The following is a 15,819-nucleotide window of genomic DNA, read 5'->3' as shown; positions in this document are numbered from 1 at the left end:
GCAAACAACGAGGCATGCGACAATGCCCCTTCCGTCAAGGGGATCGCCTCGCTAAAAGCGCGCGGATCGCACGGCCGCGCGGATGTCGTTTCAGATGAGGGCGCCGGAGCGCACTCATGCTCAATCGAGAGAAAAGAGAAGGTACCGCCATGCGGGTCTATTACGATCGTGACGCCGACCTGAACCTGATCAAGGGCAAGAAGGTCGTCATCGTCGGCTACGGCAGCCAGGGCCACGCCCACGCGCTCAACCTGCGCGATTCCGGCGTGCAGGGCATCGTCATCGCGCTTCGCGAGGGCTCGGCCACCGCCAAGAAGGCGGAGCACGAGGGCTTCACGGTGATGAACGTGGCCGACGCCGCCAAGCAGGCCGACGTCGTCATGATGCTCACCCCCGACGAGCTGCAGGGCGACATCTACAAGGAGTCCCTGGAGCCGAACATGAAGCAGGGCGCCGCCCTCCTGTTCGCCCACGGCCTCAACGTGCACTTCAACCTCATCGAGCCCCGCAAGGACCTCGACGTGCTCATGGTCGCCCCGAAGGGGCCCGGCCACACCGTGCGCGGCGAGTACCTCAAGGGCGGCGGCGTGCCGACCCTGATCGCCATCGCGCAGGACGCTTCCGGCAACGCCCACGACCTCGGCCTCTCCTACGCCTCGGCGAATGGCGGCGGCCGCGCCGGCATCATCGAGACCACCTTCAAGGAAGAGTGCGAGACCGACCTGTTCGGCGAGCAGGCCGTGCTCTGCGGCGGCCTCGTCGAGCTCATCAAGGCCGGCTTCGAGACCCTGGTCGAGGGCGGCTATGCCCCCGAGATGGCCTATTTCGAGTGCTTGCACGAGGTGAAGCTCATCGTCGACCTCATCTACGAGGGCGGCATCGCCAACATGAACTACTCGATCTCGAACACCGCCGAGTACGGCGAGTACGTCACCGGCCCGCGCATCGTGACGCCGGAGACGAAGGCCGAGATGAAGCGCGTCCTGAACGACATCCAGTCGGGTAAATTCACCCGCGACTGGATGCTGGAGAACAAGGTCGGCCAGACCTCGTTCAAGGCCACCCGCGCCAAGCTCGCCGCCCATCCGATCGAGGAAGTCGGCGCCAAGCTGCGCGGCATGATGCCGTGGATCTCCGAGAAGGCCCTGGTCGACAAGGCTAAGAACTGACGTTTTGGGATGATGCAGCCGGGCTTTGCTCGGCTGCACGTCGCGGAGGAAGCCGGTGTCGCGGGAGCGGCGCCGGCTTTTTCGTGCGCGACAGCGGGCCATGTCACCTTCGTCATGGGGACGAAGGAGCCCGCCCACTGTTGTGCTTCACCAGATTTCCCGCGATCATGCTCCGCAACGGCCGCCCACCTGAGAGCAGCCGAAACGCGGAGGACACCCATGGCATCGCTCTACTACGACGCGCATCGCGCGCTCCAGGAAGAGTACAACACCGTCAAGCTCGCCGAGCGGCTGGATACCGGCTGGGTCCATGACGAGATCGGCAAGGACGAGGCCGCCTTCATCGGCAGCCGGGACATGTTCTTCCTCTCCACCGTCGACCCCGACGGCATGCCCACCGTCTCCTACAAGGGCGGCAGCACCGGCTTCGTGAAGGTGCTCGACGCCAACACGCTCGTGTTCCCGGGGCTGGACGGCAACGGCATGTGGTACTCGATGGGCAACATCGAGGGGCAGTCCAAGGTCGGCCTGCTGTTCATCGACTTCGAGACCCCGCACCGGGTCCGCATTCAGGGCCATGCCCGGATGCTGCGCGACGATCCCCTGATGGCCGAGTACACCGAGGCGAAGTACCTCGTGCGCGTCGAGGTCACCAAGGCCTGGGTCAATTGCCCGCGCTACATCCACAAGTACCAGAAGGTGGCGCAGAACAAGTATGTGCCCCGGCCCGAGAAGGAGACGCCGCTCGCCCTCTGGAAGCGCCTCGACATGGTGGGCGACGTGATCTCCGATGAGGATAAGGCCCGCGTCGCCAAGGAAGGTCAGCTCGACCTGGCCGAGTACGAGGCCCGGGTCGCGCGCGGCGAGAGTTGAGCCGCGACGCGCTAGCCCGCCCGTCGCGCGACGATGAAGACCCGCGGGAAGGCGAGCAGGCGCCTTCCGTCATGGCGGGGCGGATACGCGTCCTCGATCGCGGCCGTATAGGCGGCGAGGAACGCGGCTTGCGCGTCGGGCGTCAGCGGGTCGAGGAAGGGCCGCAATCCCGTGGCGCGGACCCATTCGACGATGGCGGCCGCATCCGCCATCCGGTGGTGATAGGCCGTACGCCAGACATCCACCTCGGCGGCGAGCGGCGCCAGCACGTCGTAATAACCCCCCGGATCCAGCATGCGCCCGAGCCGGCCGGCCAATGCGGGATCGCCGATCGCCCCGGCCCAGGGACCGGTCCGCGCCACCTCGCGCATCAGGCGGTGCGACGGCTCGGCGAGGTTGTCGGGCATCTGCACGGCGAGCACGCCGCCGGGCGCCAGGAGGCCGAAGAGCCGGGGCAGCAGCACCGGATGGTCGGGAAGCCATTGCAGGACCGCGTTGGCGTAGATCAGGTCCGGTGCACGGTCCGGCTGCCAGGTCGCCGCGTCGGCCTGCGCAAAGGTGAGGTCGGGCAGGCGGCTGCGCGCGCTTTCCAGCATGGCCGGTGACGTGTCGAGGCCGATCACCTCCGCTTTGGGAAAACGGGCGGCGATCAGGGCGGTGGAATTGCCCGGGCCGCAGCCGAGATCGTAGGCGAGGCACGGTGCCTCGAGGGGAACCCGGGCAAGAAGCTCGGCCGCCGGTCGGGTGCGCTCGTCCTCGAAGCGGGTGTAGAGGGCGGGGTTCCAGTCGGTCATCGAAATCTCCGCGCTCTGTCCCCGTCCGATGCCAGGCTCGTCCGCGTCAGGGTACGGGCCGCAGGCGCGGCCCGCGCCGGACGAAACCCACGATGTCCTTCACGGCGTCCAGGGTCGGGGCCGCGATGGCCTCGGCGCGCTCGGCGCCGTCGGCCAGAACCGCGTCGATCTCGGCCGGGTCGGCCACGAGGCGCTTCATCTCGGATCCCAGCGGCGCCAGGGTCTCGACGGCCAGTTCCACGAGGGCGCCCTTGAAGGCGGAGAACTGCGCGCCGCCGTAATCGCGCAGCACGTCCTCGCGCGACACGTCCTTCAGGGCCGCGAAGATGCCGACGAGGTTGTCGGCTTCGGGCCGTCCGGCGAGGCCCGCCACCTCGGAGGGGAGGGCGTCCGGGTCGGTCTTGGCCTTGCGCACCTTGGCGGCGATGGCGTCGGCGTCGTCGGTGAGGTTGATGCGCGAATTGTCGGAGGCATCCGACTTCGACATCTTCTTGGTGCCGTCGCGCAGGGACATGACGCGCGCCGCCGGGCCGCCGATCAGCGGCTCCGTGACGGGAAAGAACCCCGCACCCGCGTCGTGCCCATGGGCGGCGATCGACTCGGCGAAGTCGTTGTTGAACTTCTGGGCGATGTCGCGGGTCAGTTCGAGGTGCTGCTTCTGGTCCTCGCCCACCGGCACGTGGGTGGCGCGATAGGCGAGGATGTCGGCGGCCATCAGCACGGGATAGGCGTAGAGCCCGATGGACGCGTTCTCGCGGTCCTTGCCGGCCTTGTCCTTGAACTGCGTCATGCGGTTCAGCCAGCCGAGGCGGGCGACGCAGTTGAAGATCCAGGCGAGCTCCGCGTGCTGGGGCACCTGGCTCTGGTTGAAGACGATCGAGCGCTTCGGATCGATGCCGGCGGCGAGGAAGGCGGCGGTCACCTCGCGGATCTGCCCCCGCAGGGCAGCGGGATCCTGCCACAGGGTGATCGCGTGCATGTCGACGACGCAGTACAGGCACTGCGCATCGCGCGCCTGCATCTCGACGAATCGCTTGATCGCACCGAGATAGTTGCCGAGATGCAGGTTCCCGGTCGGCTGTACGCCCGAGAACACCAGTTCCTTGAACGCGGTCATCGCGCGGGGTCCTCGTGCGGATTGGGGTGAGGCGGCCGCCGACGCAACGCGGCTCGGCCAAGCGCCGGTTTCTGGACGCCGCGCCGGGACCGGTCAAGGCGTCCTGCAGCCCGATGCCCCCATCACGGTTCGCGGATCGCTCCGCCCGCCCCCATCCGGGCCTGTCCCTCGGGGCAAAGGTCGAGCAGCACACACCGGCCGCAGGCCGGATTGCGATGATGGCAGACCTGCTGCCCGTGCAGCATCAGCACTTCGTGATTGTCGTAGAGCGCCTGTGCGCTCCAGTCGTCGGGAAGCTGCGCCCGCAGGATCGGGTGCGAAGGCCCGACATCGACCCGGGAACCGATCAGCCCGGTGCGTTGCGCCACCCGGTGGTGGTGACTGTCCACCGGCAGGGCCGGCATCCGCAGCACGCTGAAGGACAGCACCGCCGCGCTGGTCTTCGGCCCAACCCCGGGGATCGCCTCAAGCCAGGCGCGGGCCTCGTCAACGGCGAGGTCGCGCAGGAAGTCGAGGGTGAGGGCGCCGTGGCGCGCCCGCACGGCGCCGAGGATCGCCTGCAGGCGCGGCGCCTTCAATTCGGGCCAGGTCACGCCCGCGATCGTCGCCTCGACCTCGGAGACGGGAGCGGCCAGCATCGCCTCCCAGTCGGGATAACGGGCCCGCAGCGCCTTGAAGGCGCGACCGGATTCCGCGTTTCGGGTCCGGTGCGAGAGCAGCGAGGAGACGAGTTCGCTCAACGGATCGAGGCTGTGGAAATACGGGATCGGGCAGTCGTAGACCGGACACAGACGCGCATGGATCGCCAGCGCCTTGTCGGACAGGGCGGGATCAGCGAGGGCCGGCTCGGCCTTCGTGGAACGGGTCCGGCGGGGGCGGGGGCCGGCGAGGTCGTGCCCGGATGCGATCGGCATAGGGACGGAATCCGCGCCCCGTCGCTCGGTTCCCCGAACCGGTCGGAGACCGCCACGGGTGACGGATTTGCGCGAGCGTCACGCCGCCTCGCCCTCGCATGTCTTGCGTGATGCAGTGCAATGTGAAACCCTGACTGGGTCAGCAAAGGCGATACGGGAGAGCCCAGGCCGAGAGTTTCGCGTTCGAATCTTTTGAGCCATGGCGCCGACGGAGCAACCACCCCCGGAAACTCTCAGGCACAATCACCGTACCGCTGGACAATCTGGAGAGAGGCGCCTGACGGCGTCCACCGAAGGAGAAATCCCGAACCGCTCCGGCGGCTCGGGAGAAGCTCTCAGGTACCCGTGACAGATGGGGGCAACCGGAAACGCTCGTATGCGCGTCCGGCGCCCTTTGTCGTGGAGTGATCCGATGTCCCCTGATGTTGCCCGCACGCCCCTGCACGCGCTCCACCTGCGCCTCGGTGCCCGCATGGTCCCCTTCGCGGGCTATGCCATGCCGGTGCAATACCCGGCGGGCCTGCTCAAGGAGCACCTGCACACGCGGGCCGAAGCCGGCCTGTTCGACGTCTCGCATATGGGGCAGATCCGCCTGACGCCGCGCTCGGGCGACATCGCCGACGCGGCCCGCGCCCTCGAAACACTCCTGCCCATCGACGTGCTCGGCCTGAAGCCGGGACGCCAGCGCTACGGACTGCTCCTCGATGCGTCCGGCGGCATTCGTGACGACCTCATGGTCTCGCACTGGGGCGACAGCCTCCTCCTCGTGGTCAACGCCGCCAACAAGGTCGCCGACGAGGCCTATCTGCGGGCGCACCTCTCCGAGGTTTGCACGGTGACCGTGCTGAACCGTGCCCTCATCGCCCTGCAGGGGCCGGGGTCCGAGGCGGTCCTGGCCCGCCTCGCGCCGGAGGTCGCCGCCATGCGCTTCATGGACGTGCGGGCTTTGGATCTCGCCGGGGCCCCCGCCCTCGTCACTCGCTCGGGCTATACCGGCGAGGACGGCTTCGAGATCTCCGTGCCCGAGGACCGGGCCGAGGCCTTGGCCGAGGCGCTGCTCGCCGATCCCGCCGTGCTGCCGATCGGGCTGGGCGCCCGCGATTCCCTGCGCCTGGAAGCGGGCCTCTGCCTGCACGGCAACGACATCGATGTCGGGACCGACCCGGTGGAGGCCGGGCTGTCCTGGGCGATCCCGGCCGTACGCAGGCGGGGCGGGGCCCGCGCCGGCGGCTTCCCCGGGGCCGCGCGTATCCTCGACGCCCTGGAGACCGGCCCGGCCCACCGCCGCGTCGGCCTGCGGCCCGAGGGTCCGGCCCCCGTGCGGGCGGGCGCGCCGCTCTTCGCCGACGAGACCGGCGCGGCGATCGGGCAGGTCACCTCGGGCGGCTTCGGGCCGAGCCTCGGGGCTCCCATCGCCATGGGCACCCTGCCGAGCGCGCTCGCGACACGCGGCACCCGCGTGTTCGCGGAGGTGCGCGGCAAGCGCCTTGCCCTCACGGTCGCGGCGCTGCCCTTCGTTCCAGCGGGCTTCAAGCGCGCCTGAGCCGTACTGCCAACAACCAGGAGAGATCGATGCGGAAGTTCACGGACGAGCACGAGTGGCTCGACTGCGCAGGTGACGTCGCTACGGTGGGCATCACCACCCATGCCGCCGAACAGCTCGGCGACCTCGTCTTCATCGAGTTGCCGAAGGTCGGTGCAAAGCTGACCAAGGGCGAGGCGGCGGCGGTGGTCGAGTCGGTGAAGGCGGCCTCCGACGTCTACGCGCCGGTCTCCGGCGAGGTCACCGAGGTCAATGCGGCGGCGGTGGCCGACCCGTCCAGCGTCGGCGCCGACCCGCAGGGCGCCGGCTGGCTCTACCGCCTGCGCCTCGACGACCCGGCAAGCCTCGACGACCTGATGGACGAGGCGGCCTACGCCGCGTTCGCGAAGTAGCGCCAACGAATCGATCCCCGGAACGCGCCCTCCTTCCCCTGTGGGGAGGAGGCGGAGGTGGGGGTGGCTCCGCCGGCCTTCGAAGCGTGAGGGTCACCCGACGACCCCCATCCTCAATCCCTCTCCGCAAGGGGCAGGGAAACGCGCCCTCATTTCCGCAACAGCGACATTCGAGGCCCCCATGCCCCACGACCGCTACGACCCCTACGACTTCGCCAACCGCCGCCATATCGGCCCGACGACGCAGGAGATCGACGCGATGCTCGGCGTCTTGGGCGCCGACAGCCTGCACGCCCTCATGGACGAGACCCTGCCGGCGGACATCCGGCAGGAGGAGCGCCTCGACTTCGGAGCCGCCATGACCGAGCGCCGGGTGATCGAGCACATGCGGGGCATCGCCGACCGGAACCGGCTCCTCGTCTCGCTGATCGGCCAGGGCTATCACGGCACCACGATGCCGCCGGTGATCCAGCGCAACATCTTCGAGAACCCGGCTTGGTACACCGCCTACTCGCCCTACCAGCCCGAAATCAGCCAGGGTCGCCTCGAGGCGCTCCTGAACTTCCAGACCCTGGTCTGCGATCTCACCGGCCTCGACATCGCCAACGCGTCGCTGCTCGACGAGGCGACGGCGGCGGCCGAAGCCATGGGCATGGCCCAGCGCATCGCCCGCAACGGCCGATCCGCCTTCTTCGTCGATGCCGAGTGTCTGCCCCAGACCATCGCGGTGCTGCGCACCCGCGCCGCCCCCCTCGGCTGGGAGATCGTGGTCGGCGACCCTGCCACGGATCTCGATCCGGGCGCCGTGTTCGGCGCGATCTTCCAGTATCCCGGCGTCTGCGGCGGGATCTCCGACCTGACCCAGCCCATCGCGGCCCTGCACGCGGCGGGCGCCGTCGCCGTCGTCGCGGCCGACCCGCTGGCGCTGACCCTCCTGACCTCGCCCGGCGAGATGGGCGCCGACATCGCCATCGGCTCGATGCAGCGCTACGGCGTGCCGATGGGCTATGGCGGCCCGCACGCCGCCTACATGGCCACGCGCGACGCCCACAAGCGCACCCTGCCGGGTCGCCTCGTCGGGGTCTCGGTGGATGCCCGCGGCAACCGGGCCTACCGCCTCGCGCTCCAGACCCGCGAGCAGCATATCCGCCGCGAGAAGGCGACCTCGAACATTTGCACCGCGCAGGTGCTGCTCGCGGTCATTGCCAGCATGTACGCCGTGTTCCACGGCCCGCGCGGGCTGCGCGCCATCGCGGCCCGCGTCCACCGCGACGCGGTGCGCCTCGCCGCCGGCCTGGAAGCCCTGGGCTTCACGGTGGAGCCGGAGCACTTCTTCGACACCATCACGGTCCGGGTCGGCGCGTTCCAGGGTGTGATCCTCGCCCAGGCGGTCGCCAACGGCGTCAACCTGCGCAAGGTCGGCGGCGACCGCATCGGCATCACGGTGGACGAGCGCACCCGGCCGGACATTCTCCAGGCCGTGTGGCGCGCCTTCGGCGGGGTGGATCTGGCCTATGACGAGGCCTGGCCCGAGCCCCGCCTGCCCGAGAGCCTGGTGCGCACCTCGGATTACCTCACCCACCCGATCTTCCACATGAACCGGGCCGAGAGCGAGATGACGCGCTACATGCGCCGCCTCGCGGACCGCGACCTCGCGCTGGACCGGGCGATGATCCCGCTCGGCTCCTGCACCATGAAGCTCAACGCCACCGCCGAGATGCTGCCGATCTCCTGGCCGGAATTCGCGGAGATCCACCCCTTCGTGCCGGTGGATCAGGCGCAGGGCTATCACGCGCTGATCGGCGACCTCTCCGAAAAGCTCTGCGCGATCACCGGCTACGACGCGATCTCGATGCAGCCGAATTCGGGCGCGCAGGGGGAATATGCCGGGCTCCTCGCCATCCGCGCCTATCACCTGTCGCGGGGGGAGACGCACCGCACCGTCTGCCTCATCCCCTCCTCGGCCCACGGCACCAACCCGGCCTCGGCCCAGATGTGCGGCATGAGCGTGGTGGTGGTCGGTGCCGACGCGCAGGGCAACGTGGACCTCGCCGACTTCCGCAAGAAGGCCGAGCAGCACGCCGAAAACCTCGCCGCCTGCATGATCACCTATCCGTCGACCCACGGGGTGTTCGAGGTTCAGGTCCGCGAGATCTGCGACATCGTCCACGGCCATGGCGGACAGGTCTATCTCGACGGCGCCAACCTCAACGCCCTGGTGGGTCTGGCGCGGCCGGGCGACATCGGTGCCGATGTCAGCCACCTCAACCTGCACAAGACCTTCTGCATTCCCCATGGCGGCGGCGGCCCCGGCATGGGCCCGATCGGCGTCAAGGCCCACCTCATCCCGTTCCTGCCCTCCGATCCGCAGACCGGCGAGGCGGGCGCGGTCTCGGCCGCCCCCTACGGCTCGGCCTCGATCCTGCCGATCTCGTGGAGCTACGTCCTGCTGATGGGCGGGCGCGGCCTGACCCAGGCGACCCGCATCGCCATCCTCAATGCCAACTACATCGCCAGCCGCCTGAACGGGGCCTTTCCGGTGCTGTATTCCGGCGCGCAGGGGCGGGTGGCCCACGAATGCATCATCGACGTGCGGCCCTTCCAGAAGAGCGCAGGGGTCAGCGTGGACGACATCGCCAAGCGGCTGATCGATTGCGGCTTCCACCCGCCGACCATGTCCTGGCCCGTGGCCGGGACCCTGATGATCGAGCCCACCGAATCCGAGACCAAGGGCGAGATCGACCGCTTCTGTGACGCCATGCTCGCAATCCGCGAGGAGATCCGCGCCATCGAGGAGGGGCGGATCGACAAGGCGAACAACCCGCTGAAGAACGCCCCCCACACGGTCCGTGACCTCGTTGGGACCTGGGAACGACCGTATTCCCGGGAAGCCGCCTGCTTCCCCTCGGGCAGCCTCGGGATGGACAAGTACTGGCCCCCGATCAACCGGGTCGACAACGCCTACGGCGACCGCAACCTCGTCTGCTCCTGTCCGCCGGTCGATTCCTACAGCGAGGCGGCGGAGTAGCGCCGGCGCCTCGACCGCTCCCGCCCCGGGGACCAGGTCCCTGATCCCCGGGGCGGGGCATCGCCGCGCGACCCGGGAGCCTGGCGCCTGGCTTCGGCAGAAAAAATACACCCTGACCGGAGAGACTCGCCGGGAGAGCGCCGGCATGCATTGTCGGGACGGGTCGCGTTGGGCTTTCGTTTCGCGCGGGATCGGAGCCTCCTGAAGATGACGCGGCCTTCCAAGTGCATGAAAGCGATCGTCCTCTTCGTCGGCACGCCTCTCGTCTGCCTCGGCTCGGTCTGGTCCCCCGCCGCTGCGCAAACCGTCATTCGCGTGGACCCACACCGGGCGGGCCAGGGGAGCGGCCACGTCGTCGCCACGCTCGGTGACGCGATCGCGCGCCTTCCGGCCCTCCGGCGCGCCGGACACGATGCGATCGTCATCGAACTCGCATCCGGCCTTCATCGCTTGGAACGTCCGGTCCGCATCGACGAAGCGGGAGCCGGACGACCGGGCGCATCGCTGATCCTGCGCGGACCCAAGGATGGCTCGGCACGGATCAGCGGCAGCGTCCCCCTCCGGCGCGTCGAACGCCCCGTCCCGTCCGGCGCACCATCGGACCAGCGGCGCGCGATCGTCGCGTTCGCCCTGCCGCAGGCCGCCGCCCTGGAGCCCAGCATCGAGGTCAAGCGCGTGCACAGCGTCGTGGCCGCCCCGGTCGGCCTCGAGATCTTCGACGCCGACGGCGCACTCACGCCGGCGCGCTGGCCGAATACGGGCTGGTCGTCCCTCAGACCGCCCGAGACCGCGGCGAACGACACCACCCTGCGCATCACCCCGCAGCAGGCGACCGCCTGGAGGAAGGAGACCGACCTCTGGGTGGCGGGCTATCTCGGGGCGGACTGGTCCTATGAACAGTTGCCCGCCCTGACGCTCGACGACGGGGCCGACACGCTGCTGCTGCGTGACAGCCCGCGCGACATCCTTCGCCCCGGCGCACGCTTCTACGTCTCGCATGCCCTGGCGGAACTCGATCGCCCGGGGGAATGGTGGCGCGATCCCGCCGACGGGATCGTCTACCTGATCCCTCGGCGGCCCGGCCCGAACACGGTCGAGGTTTCGCGCGCCGAGGGGCTCATCCGGATCGTGGGCGCCCACGATTTGCGGATCGAACATCTGACCCTGGAGCGGGTTCGCGGCGATGCGGTGTCGATCGAAGGCTCCCGGGACATCGTCATCGCGGATTGCCGGATCCGCTGGGCGGGCGCCCGGGGGGTCGTCGTCGAGAAATCCGTCCGCTCGGGCGTGCGCCGCTCGCTCATCGCGGATACGGGCGAAGGCGGCGTCACCCTCGACGGGGGTGATCGCCAGACCCTCACACCCTCGGAAAACTTCGCCGAGGACAACCGGATCGTCCGCTTCTCACGCCTCGGCCGGACCGAGAAGTACGGCATCCGCCTCGAAGGCGTCGGAGCCCGGGCGGTCGGGAACGTCGTCGCCCATGCGCAGCACATCGCGATCGGTTTCAAGGGCAACAATCATCTGATCGCGCTGAACGAGCTGACCGACGTCGTCAACGAAACCTCCGATGCCGGCGCGATCTATACGGGCCGGGACATCACGGCCCGGGGCACGATCATCCGGAACAACTTCCTGCACGATCTTCGACCCGCAGGGGGATTCGAAACGAAGGGCGTCTATCTCGACGATCGCGCGAGCGGGATCCGGGTCGAAGGCAACCTGTTCCTGCGCGTCCCGCAGCCGGTCTTCATCGGAGGCGGGCGCGACAACAGCGTCGTCGGCAACGCGTTCATCCGATCGGAACCCGGTGTCTTCCTCGACGGGCGCGGCGTCTCCTGGCCCCTGCGGCCGGGGGGGCCCCCTCCAGTCCTGAGCCCGGACAGCGACGAACAGCGCGATCTGCGCGCCATGCCGGTCCGCTCGCCCGCCTGGCGCACGCAGTACCCGGACCTGGCGACGTTCAACACGGACGAGCCGGCCCATGCCAAGCGCAACGCGATCCAGGACAACGTCACCCTCGGCTCGACCCTCCTGCAGATCAATCCGGACGCGGATATCGGCCGGCAGCAGGTGGGTGGAAACCGGACCCTCGAGGCGATGGGCCTGACTCCCGACGCCGGCACGAGCTGGTCACGCGCGGTGGACCTCGCCCGTCTGCCCGGATTGCCGGATCTCCCGCTGGACAAGATGGACCGACGCAGCGCACCGGAGGTGCCGGCGGATCCGGATGGCTTACCCGCGTCGGGCCATCCACGACCCCGCCCCTGACGCCCGTGTCGGACCCATGACCCGATACCGTCGCCGGGACCGCGTCCGCCCCGGTGTCGATCGTGAGGCTCGCGGAGCGGAAGAACGAGATGTCTGGAACGCGCTACACGATCCTGCCCAGCCCCATCGGCCCCCTCGTGCTCGCGGGGGCCGGCGAACGCCTGGCCTGCATCGGCTTTCCGGCCGGCAAGGGCGCCGTGACGCCGGGCGCGGACTGGCACCGGGACGACACCGCCTTCGGGCAGGCGCGATCGCAGCTCGATGCCTATTTCGCGGGCCGCCTGACCCGGTTCGACCTCGCCCTCGACCCGCGCGGCACGCCGTTCCAGCGCGAAGTCTGGCAAGCCCTCACGGAGATCCCACCCGGGGAGACGATCTCCTACGGCGAACTCGCCCGGCGCATCGGGCGGCCCAAGGCCAGCCGGGCCGTGGGCGCGGCCAACGGCGTCAACCCGTTGCCGATCGTCGTGCCCTGCCATCGTGTGATCGGGGCCGCCGGCGCCCTCACGGGCTTTGCCGGCGGCCTGGAGACCAAGCGCTTCCTGCTCGCCCTGGAGCGCGGGCAGGGCGCTGCGCCGCCGGGACAGCTCGCCCTGCCGTGAGGGCGACCTACTTCGGGAGCGCGTAGATGTTCACGTCGAGCTTCTCGTCGGCCTTGTCGGTCAGGTCGGTGACGTATTCCTCGATGAAGCGGTCCTGCACCACCACGTCCTTGGCGTCGAGATAAGCCGTCAGGGTCTCATAGGTGCCGTCGATCTCGTCGTAGGAGCCCTTGTGCGGGAAGCGCAGGGCGCGCCCGCTCGGGGTGGTGCCGAAGCGCAGGCCCTCGGAGTCCGCCGGCTTCGGATCGGGCATCGCCGCGATCGGGATCATGGCGTCGTACTGAAAGCCGTCGTCGTCGGTCTTGGCGAAGACCGCCAGCGGACGGCCGACGGCCTGGATGCCGGCCTTGGCGAGGTCCGCCTCGATGCGCTGGAAGGCGGCCTTGAGGCTCGGCACCGCCTCCTCCCACTTCGCCCGGCCCGCCAGGATCGCGGCGGGCTTGGCGGGCAGCGAGACCTCGTCCACGTCGTTGGCGTCCCCCGGCGTCGCCACCAGGGTCTGGCGGGAGCCGGCCGGCGGTGTGGCCACGGGCGCCGCACCCGCCTGCGCCGGGACCGGGATATCCGGGACGGCCGGGTTCTTCGGGTCGGGGTTCGTGGTGGTGGGCAGGGGGCTGGTCGCGGCCGGCGGCGCGGCCGGCTGGGCGAGAACGGGCAGTGCGGCGCAGATCCCCGCGAGGGCGAGGCAACCGGCGAGCAGCGGAGAACGAGAGCGGGTCAAGGGGCGGGCTCCGGAAGGTCGCTGAGGCCCGGCTGCCGTCGTGTCGGACGACCCCGGAGAATCGCCACAAGGTAGTGGCGACCGCGACGTCCGGCGAGGCGTCCCGAGTGCCGGCCCGCACGATGGTGTCGCGGCGCGGCCCTTCTGCAACGTTGCCGCGCCCTCCGCCCCCGTGCGCGCCCCGTCGCTTTGGCCTATAGGCCGCAGGATGGAACCCCCGAGGACGAGGACGAGAGACACGGCGGCATGAGCGAGCTTGCCCATCGACGATTCCTGAAGATGCACGGCGCCGGCAACCAGATCGTGGTGCTGGACCTGCGCGGCACCGCCATCCGCGTCGCGGCCGGAGAGGCACGCGCCATCGCGGAGCACCCGCGCTCGGCCTTCGACCAGCTGATGGTCATCCACGACCCGCGCCTGCCCGGAACCGACGCGTCGCTGCGCATCTACAATACGGACGGCTCCGAATCCGGCGCCTGCGGCAACGGCACCCGCTGCGTCGCCTACGCGATGCTCGACGACCCCGCCATGGCGCGCCCGGCGGAGAGCGGCCGGCTGACCCTCGAGACGCAGGGCGGCGTGGTCAGCGTCAAGCGCGTCGCCGAGCGCTCCTTCACCGTCGATATGGGCCGGCCGAAGCTCGCCTGGGACGAGATCCCGCTGGCCGAGCCGTTCCAGGACACGCGGCGGATCGAGCTGCAGGTCGGTCCCATCGACGATCCGGTGCTGCACTCGCCCGGCGTCGTCAACATGGGCAATCCGCACGCGATCTTCTTCGTCGAGCGCGACCCCGACAGCTACGATCTCGCCCGCATCGGCCCGATGCTGGAGAACCACCCGATCTTTCCGGAACGCGCCAACATCTCGATCGCCCAGGTGGTCGCGCCCGACAGGATCAAGCTCCGGGTCTGGGAGCGCGGAGCCGGCCTGACGCTGGCCTGCGGCACCGCCGCCTGCGCCACCGTGGTGGCGGCCTCGCGCCTACGCATGATCGGGCGGGGGGCCACGGTGCATCTCCCCGGCGGTGACCTCGTCATCGAGTGGCGGGCCGACGACCACGTGCTGATGACCGGCCCCGTGGCGCTCGAATGGGACGGCAACTTCCCGCCGGAGATGTTTTCACCCGAAGGCTCGGCCTGAGCATGGCAGTGGAGACCCTGACCTTCGGGTGTCGCCTCAACACCGTCGAGTCGGAGGTGATGCGCGGGCATGCGACGGCGGGGGCGGAAAGCCGCGACCTCGTCATCGTCAACACCTGCGCGGTGACGGCGGAGGCCGGGCGCCAGGCCCGCAAGGCGATCCGCCGGCTCGCCCGCGCCCGGCCGGGGGCCGAGATCGTGGTGACCGGGTGCGGCGCGCAGGTGGAGACCGCCGCCTACGCCGCGATGCCGGAGGTTGCGCGCCTCGTCGGCAACGACGCGAAGGGCCGGGCGGAGACATGGTCGGAGCCGAGCCCCCCCGAGGCCCGCGCTCGCGTGGACGACATCATGGCGGTGCGCCAGGCCGCCCCCACCCGGATCTCCGGCATCGCCGGGCAGACCCGAGCCTTCGTGCCGGTGCAGAACGGCTGCGACCACCGCTGCACCTTCTGCGTCATCCCGTTCGGGCGCGGCAATTCCCGTTCCGTCGCCCTGCCCGACGTGATCGATCAGGTCGCCCGCATCGTGGAGGCGGGCGGCTGCGAGGTGGTGCTTACCGGCGTCGACCTCACCGCCTGGGGCCGCGATCTTCCCGGGAGCGCAAGCCTCGGGCACCTCGTCCAGGCGATCCTCGCACGGGTGCCGGGACTCGGGCGGCTGCGCCTCTCCTCCATCGACTCCATCGAAGCCGACGCGGCCCTGATGGAGGCGATCGCCGGCGAGCCGCGCCTGATGCCGCATCTCCATCTCTCGCTCCAGGCCGGGGACGACCTCATCCTGAAGCGAATGAAGCGGCGTCACACCCGCGCGGACGCGATCCGGTTCTGCGAGGCCGTGCGGGCCTCACGCCCCGGCGCGGTCGTCGGGGCCGACCTCATCGCGGGCTTTCCCACCGAGACCGAGGCGCAGTTCGCCCGCTCCCTCGACCTCGTGACCGAATGCGGGCTGACGCATCTGCACGTCTTCCCCTACTCGCCACGCCCCGGCACGCCGGCCGCGCGGATGCCGCCGGTGCCGGACGCGGTCGTACGCGAACGCGCGGCCCGCCTGCGGGAGGCCGGGGCGGCGGCCCTCGCGACGCATCTGGCGGGGGAGGTGGGGCGCCGGCACCGGGTACTCACCGAGCGCGGCGGCATCGGGCGCACGGAAGGGTTCACGCCGGTGCGCCTGCCGCCCGAGACGCCCGCCGGCGTCTTTCGCGAGGTGACGATCGCTGGGCATGACGGACGCGTGCTCATCGCCGCCTGAGGCCGGCG

Annotated in this window: 13 protein-coding genes and 1 riboswitch; of the genes, 9 read left to right on the top strand and 4 right to left on the bottom strand. The window is 70.1% G+C overall.

The features are described from left to right. Positions 1–149 precede the first annotated feature (149 nt). The gene (ilvC, locus tag OF380_RS26570; protein ID WP_056175215.1) at positions 150–1,169 is read left to right on the top strand and encodes a ketol-acid reductoisomerase; all 1,020 of its coding nucleotides are present in this window, start codon (positions 150–152) and stop codon (positions 1,167–1,169) included. 219 nt (positions 1,170–1,388) lie between these two features. Continuing rightward, complete coding sequence (locus tag OF380_RS26565; protein WP_264048625.1) at positions 1,389–2,042, top strand: pyridoxamine 5'-phosphate oxidase family protein; 654 nt, start codon at positions 1,389–1,391, stop codon at positions 2,040–2,042. Between the two features lie 11 nt (positions 2,043–2,053). Here OF380_RS26565 and tam read toward each other — a convergent pair whose 3' ends face one another. The 3 genes from tam to OF380_RS26550 form a co-directional block, all read right to left on the bottom strand. Then, positions 2,054–2,836 (bottom strand): trans-aconitate 2-methyltransferase, encoded by a 783-nt coding sequence (gene tam, locus OF380_RS26560; RefSeq protein ID WP_264048624.1) that lies wholly within the window; start codon positions 2,834–2,836, stop codon positions 2,054–2,056. Between the two features lie 46 nt (positions 2,837–2,882). Next, positions 2,883–3,953, bottom strand: coding sequence for a tryptophan--tRNA ligase (gene trpS / locus OF380_RS26555; RefSeq protein WP_264048623.1), 1,071 nt, complete (start codon positions 3,951–3,953; stop codon positions 2,883–2,885). Between the two features lie 122 nt (positions 3,954–4,075). After that, entirely contained in the window at positions 4,076–4,867 is a 792-nt protein-coding gene (locus OF380_RS26550) for an endonuclease III domain-containing protein (protein WP_264048622.1), read from the bottom strand. Positions 4,868–5,011: 144 nt separating this feature from the next. Next, positions 5,012–5,126, top strand: a riboswitch (glycine riboswitch). 153 nt (positions 5,127–5,279) lie between these two features. Here OF380_RS26550 and gcvT point away from each other — a divergent pair. The 5 genes from gcvT to OF380_RS26525 all read left to right on the top strand — a co-directional run bounded on the left by gcvT (position 5,280) and on the right by OF380_RS26525 (position 12,703). Further along, positions 5,280–6,410: a glycine cleavage system aminomethyltransferase GcvT gene (gcvT, locus tag OF380_RS26545; RefSeq protein ID WP_264048621.1), complete on the top strand. Its 1,131-nt coding sequence runs from the start codon at positions 5,280–5,282 to the stop codon at positions 6,408–6,410. Between the two features lie 29 nt (positions 6,411–6,439). Further along, a complete protein-coding gene (gene gcvH / locus OF380_RS26540; RefSeq protein ID WP_264048620.1) occupies positions 6,440–6,802 on the top strand; it encodes a glycine cleavage system protein GcvH in 363 nt (120 codons plus the stop codon). Positions 6,803–6,983: 181 nt separating this feature from the next. Next, the gene (gene gcvP, locus OF380_RS26535; RefSeq protein ID WP_264048619.1) at positions 6,984–9,830 is read left to right on the top strand and encodes an aminomethyl-transferring glycine dehydrogenase; all 2,847 of its coding nucleotides are present in this window, start codon (positions 6,984–6,986) and stop codon (positions 9,828–9,830) included. A gap of 207 nt (positions 9,831–10,037) precedes the next feature. Further along, positions 10,038–12,101 (top strand): right-handed parallel beta-helix repeat-containing protein, encoded by a 2,064-nt coding sequence (locus OF380_RS26530; RefSeq protein WP_264048618.1) that lies wholly within the window; start codon positions 10,038–10,040, stop codon positions 12,099–12,101. A gap of 89 nt (positions 12,102–12,190) precedes the next feature. Then, positions 12,191–12,703 carry a methylated-DNA--[protein]-cysteine S-methyltransferase gene (locus OF380_RS26525; RefSeq protein WP_264048617.1) on the top strand — a complete coding sequence of 171 codons (513 nt, stop codon included), beginning with the start codon at positions 12,191–12,193 and terminating at the stop codon, positions 12,701–12,703. A 7-nt stretch (positions 12,704–12,710) separates the two neighbouring features. Here OF380_RS26525 and OF380_RS26520 read toward each other — a convergent pair whose 3' ends face one another. Continuing rightward, positions 12,711–13,424 (bottom strand): GyrI-like domain-containing protein, encoded by a 714-nt coding sequence (locus OF380_RS26520; RefSeq protein ID WP_264048616.1) that lies wholly within the window; start codon positions 13,422–13,424, stop codon positions 12,711–12,713. Between the two features lie 246 nt (positions 13,425–13,670). Here OF380_RS26520 and dapF point away from each other — a divergent pair, with 246 nt between their 5' ends. Together dapF and mtaB are read left to right on the top strand one after the other, a co-directional pair. Continuing rightward, positions 13,671–14,564 carry a diaminopimelate epimerase gene (gene dapF, locus OF380_RS26515; RefSeq protein ID WP_264048615.1) on the top strand — a complete coding sequence of 298 codons (894 nt, stop codon included), beginning with the start codon at positions 13,671–13,673 and terminating at the stop codon, positions 14,562–14,564. Positions 14,565–14,566: 2 nt separating this feature from the next. Further along, positions 14,567–15,811, top strand: coding sequence for a tRNA (N(6)-L-threonylcarbamoyladenosine(37)-C(2))-methylthiotransferase MtaB (mtaB, locus tag OF380_RS26510; protein ID WP_264048614.1), 1,245 nt, complete (start codon positions 14,567–14,569; stop codon positions 15,809–15,811). The last annotated feature ends 8 nt before the right edge of the window (positions 15,812–15,819 follow it).

The sequence above is a fragment of the Methylobacterium sp. FF17 genome (genome assembly GCF_025813715.1).
Lineage (GTDB): Bacteria > Pseudomonadota > Alphaproteobacteria > Rhizobiales > Beijerinckiaceae > Methylobacterium > Methylobacterium flocculans.
The sequence above is the reverse complement of the archived record's forward strand: the minus strand, read 5'-3'. Positions and strand labels throughout refer to the sequence as shown.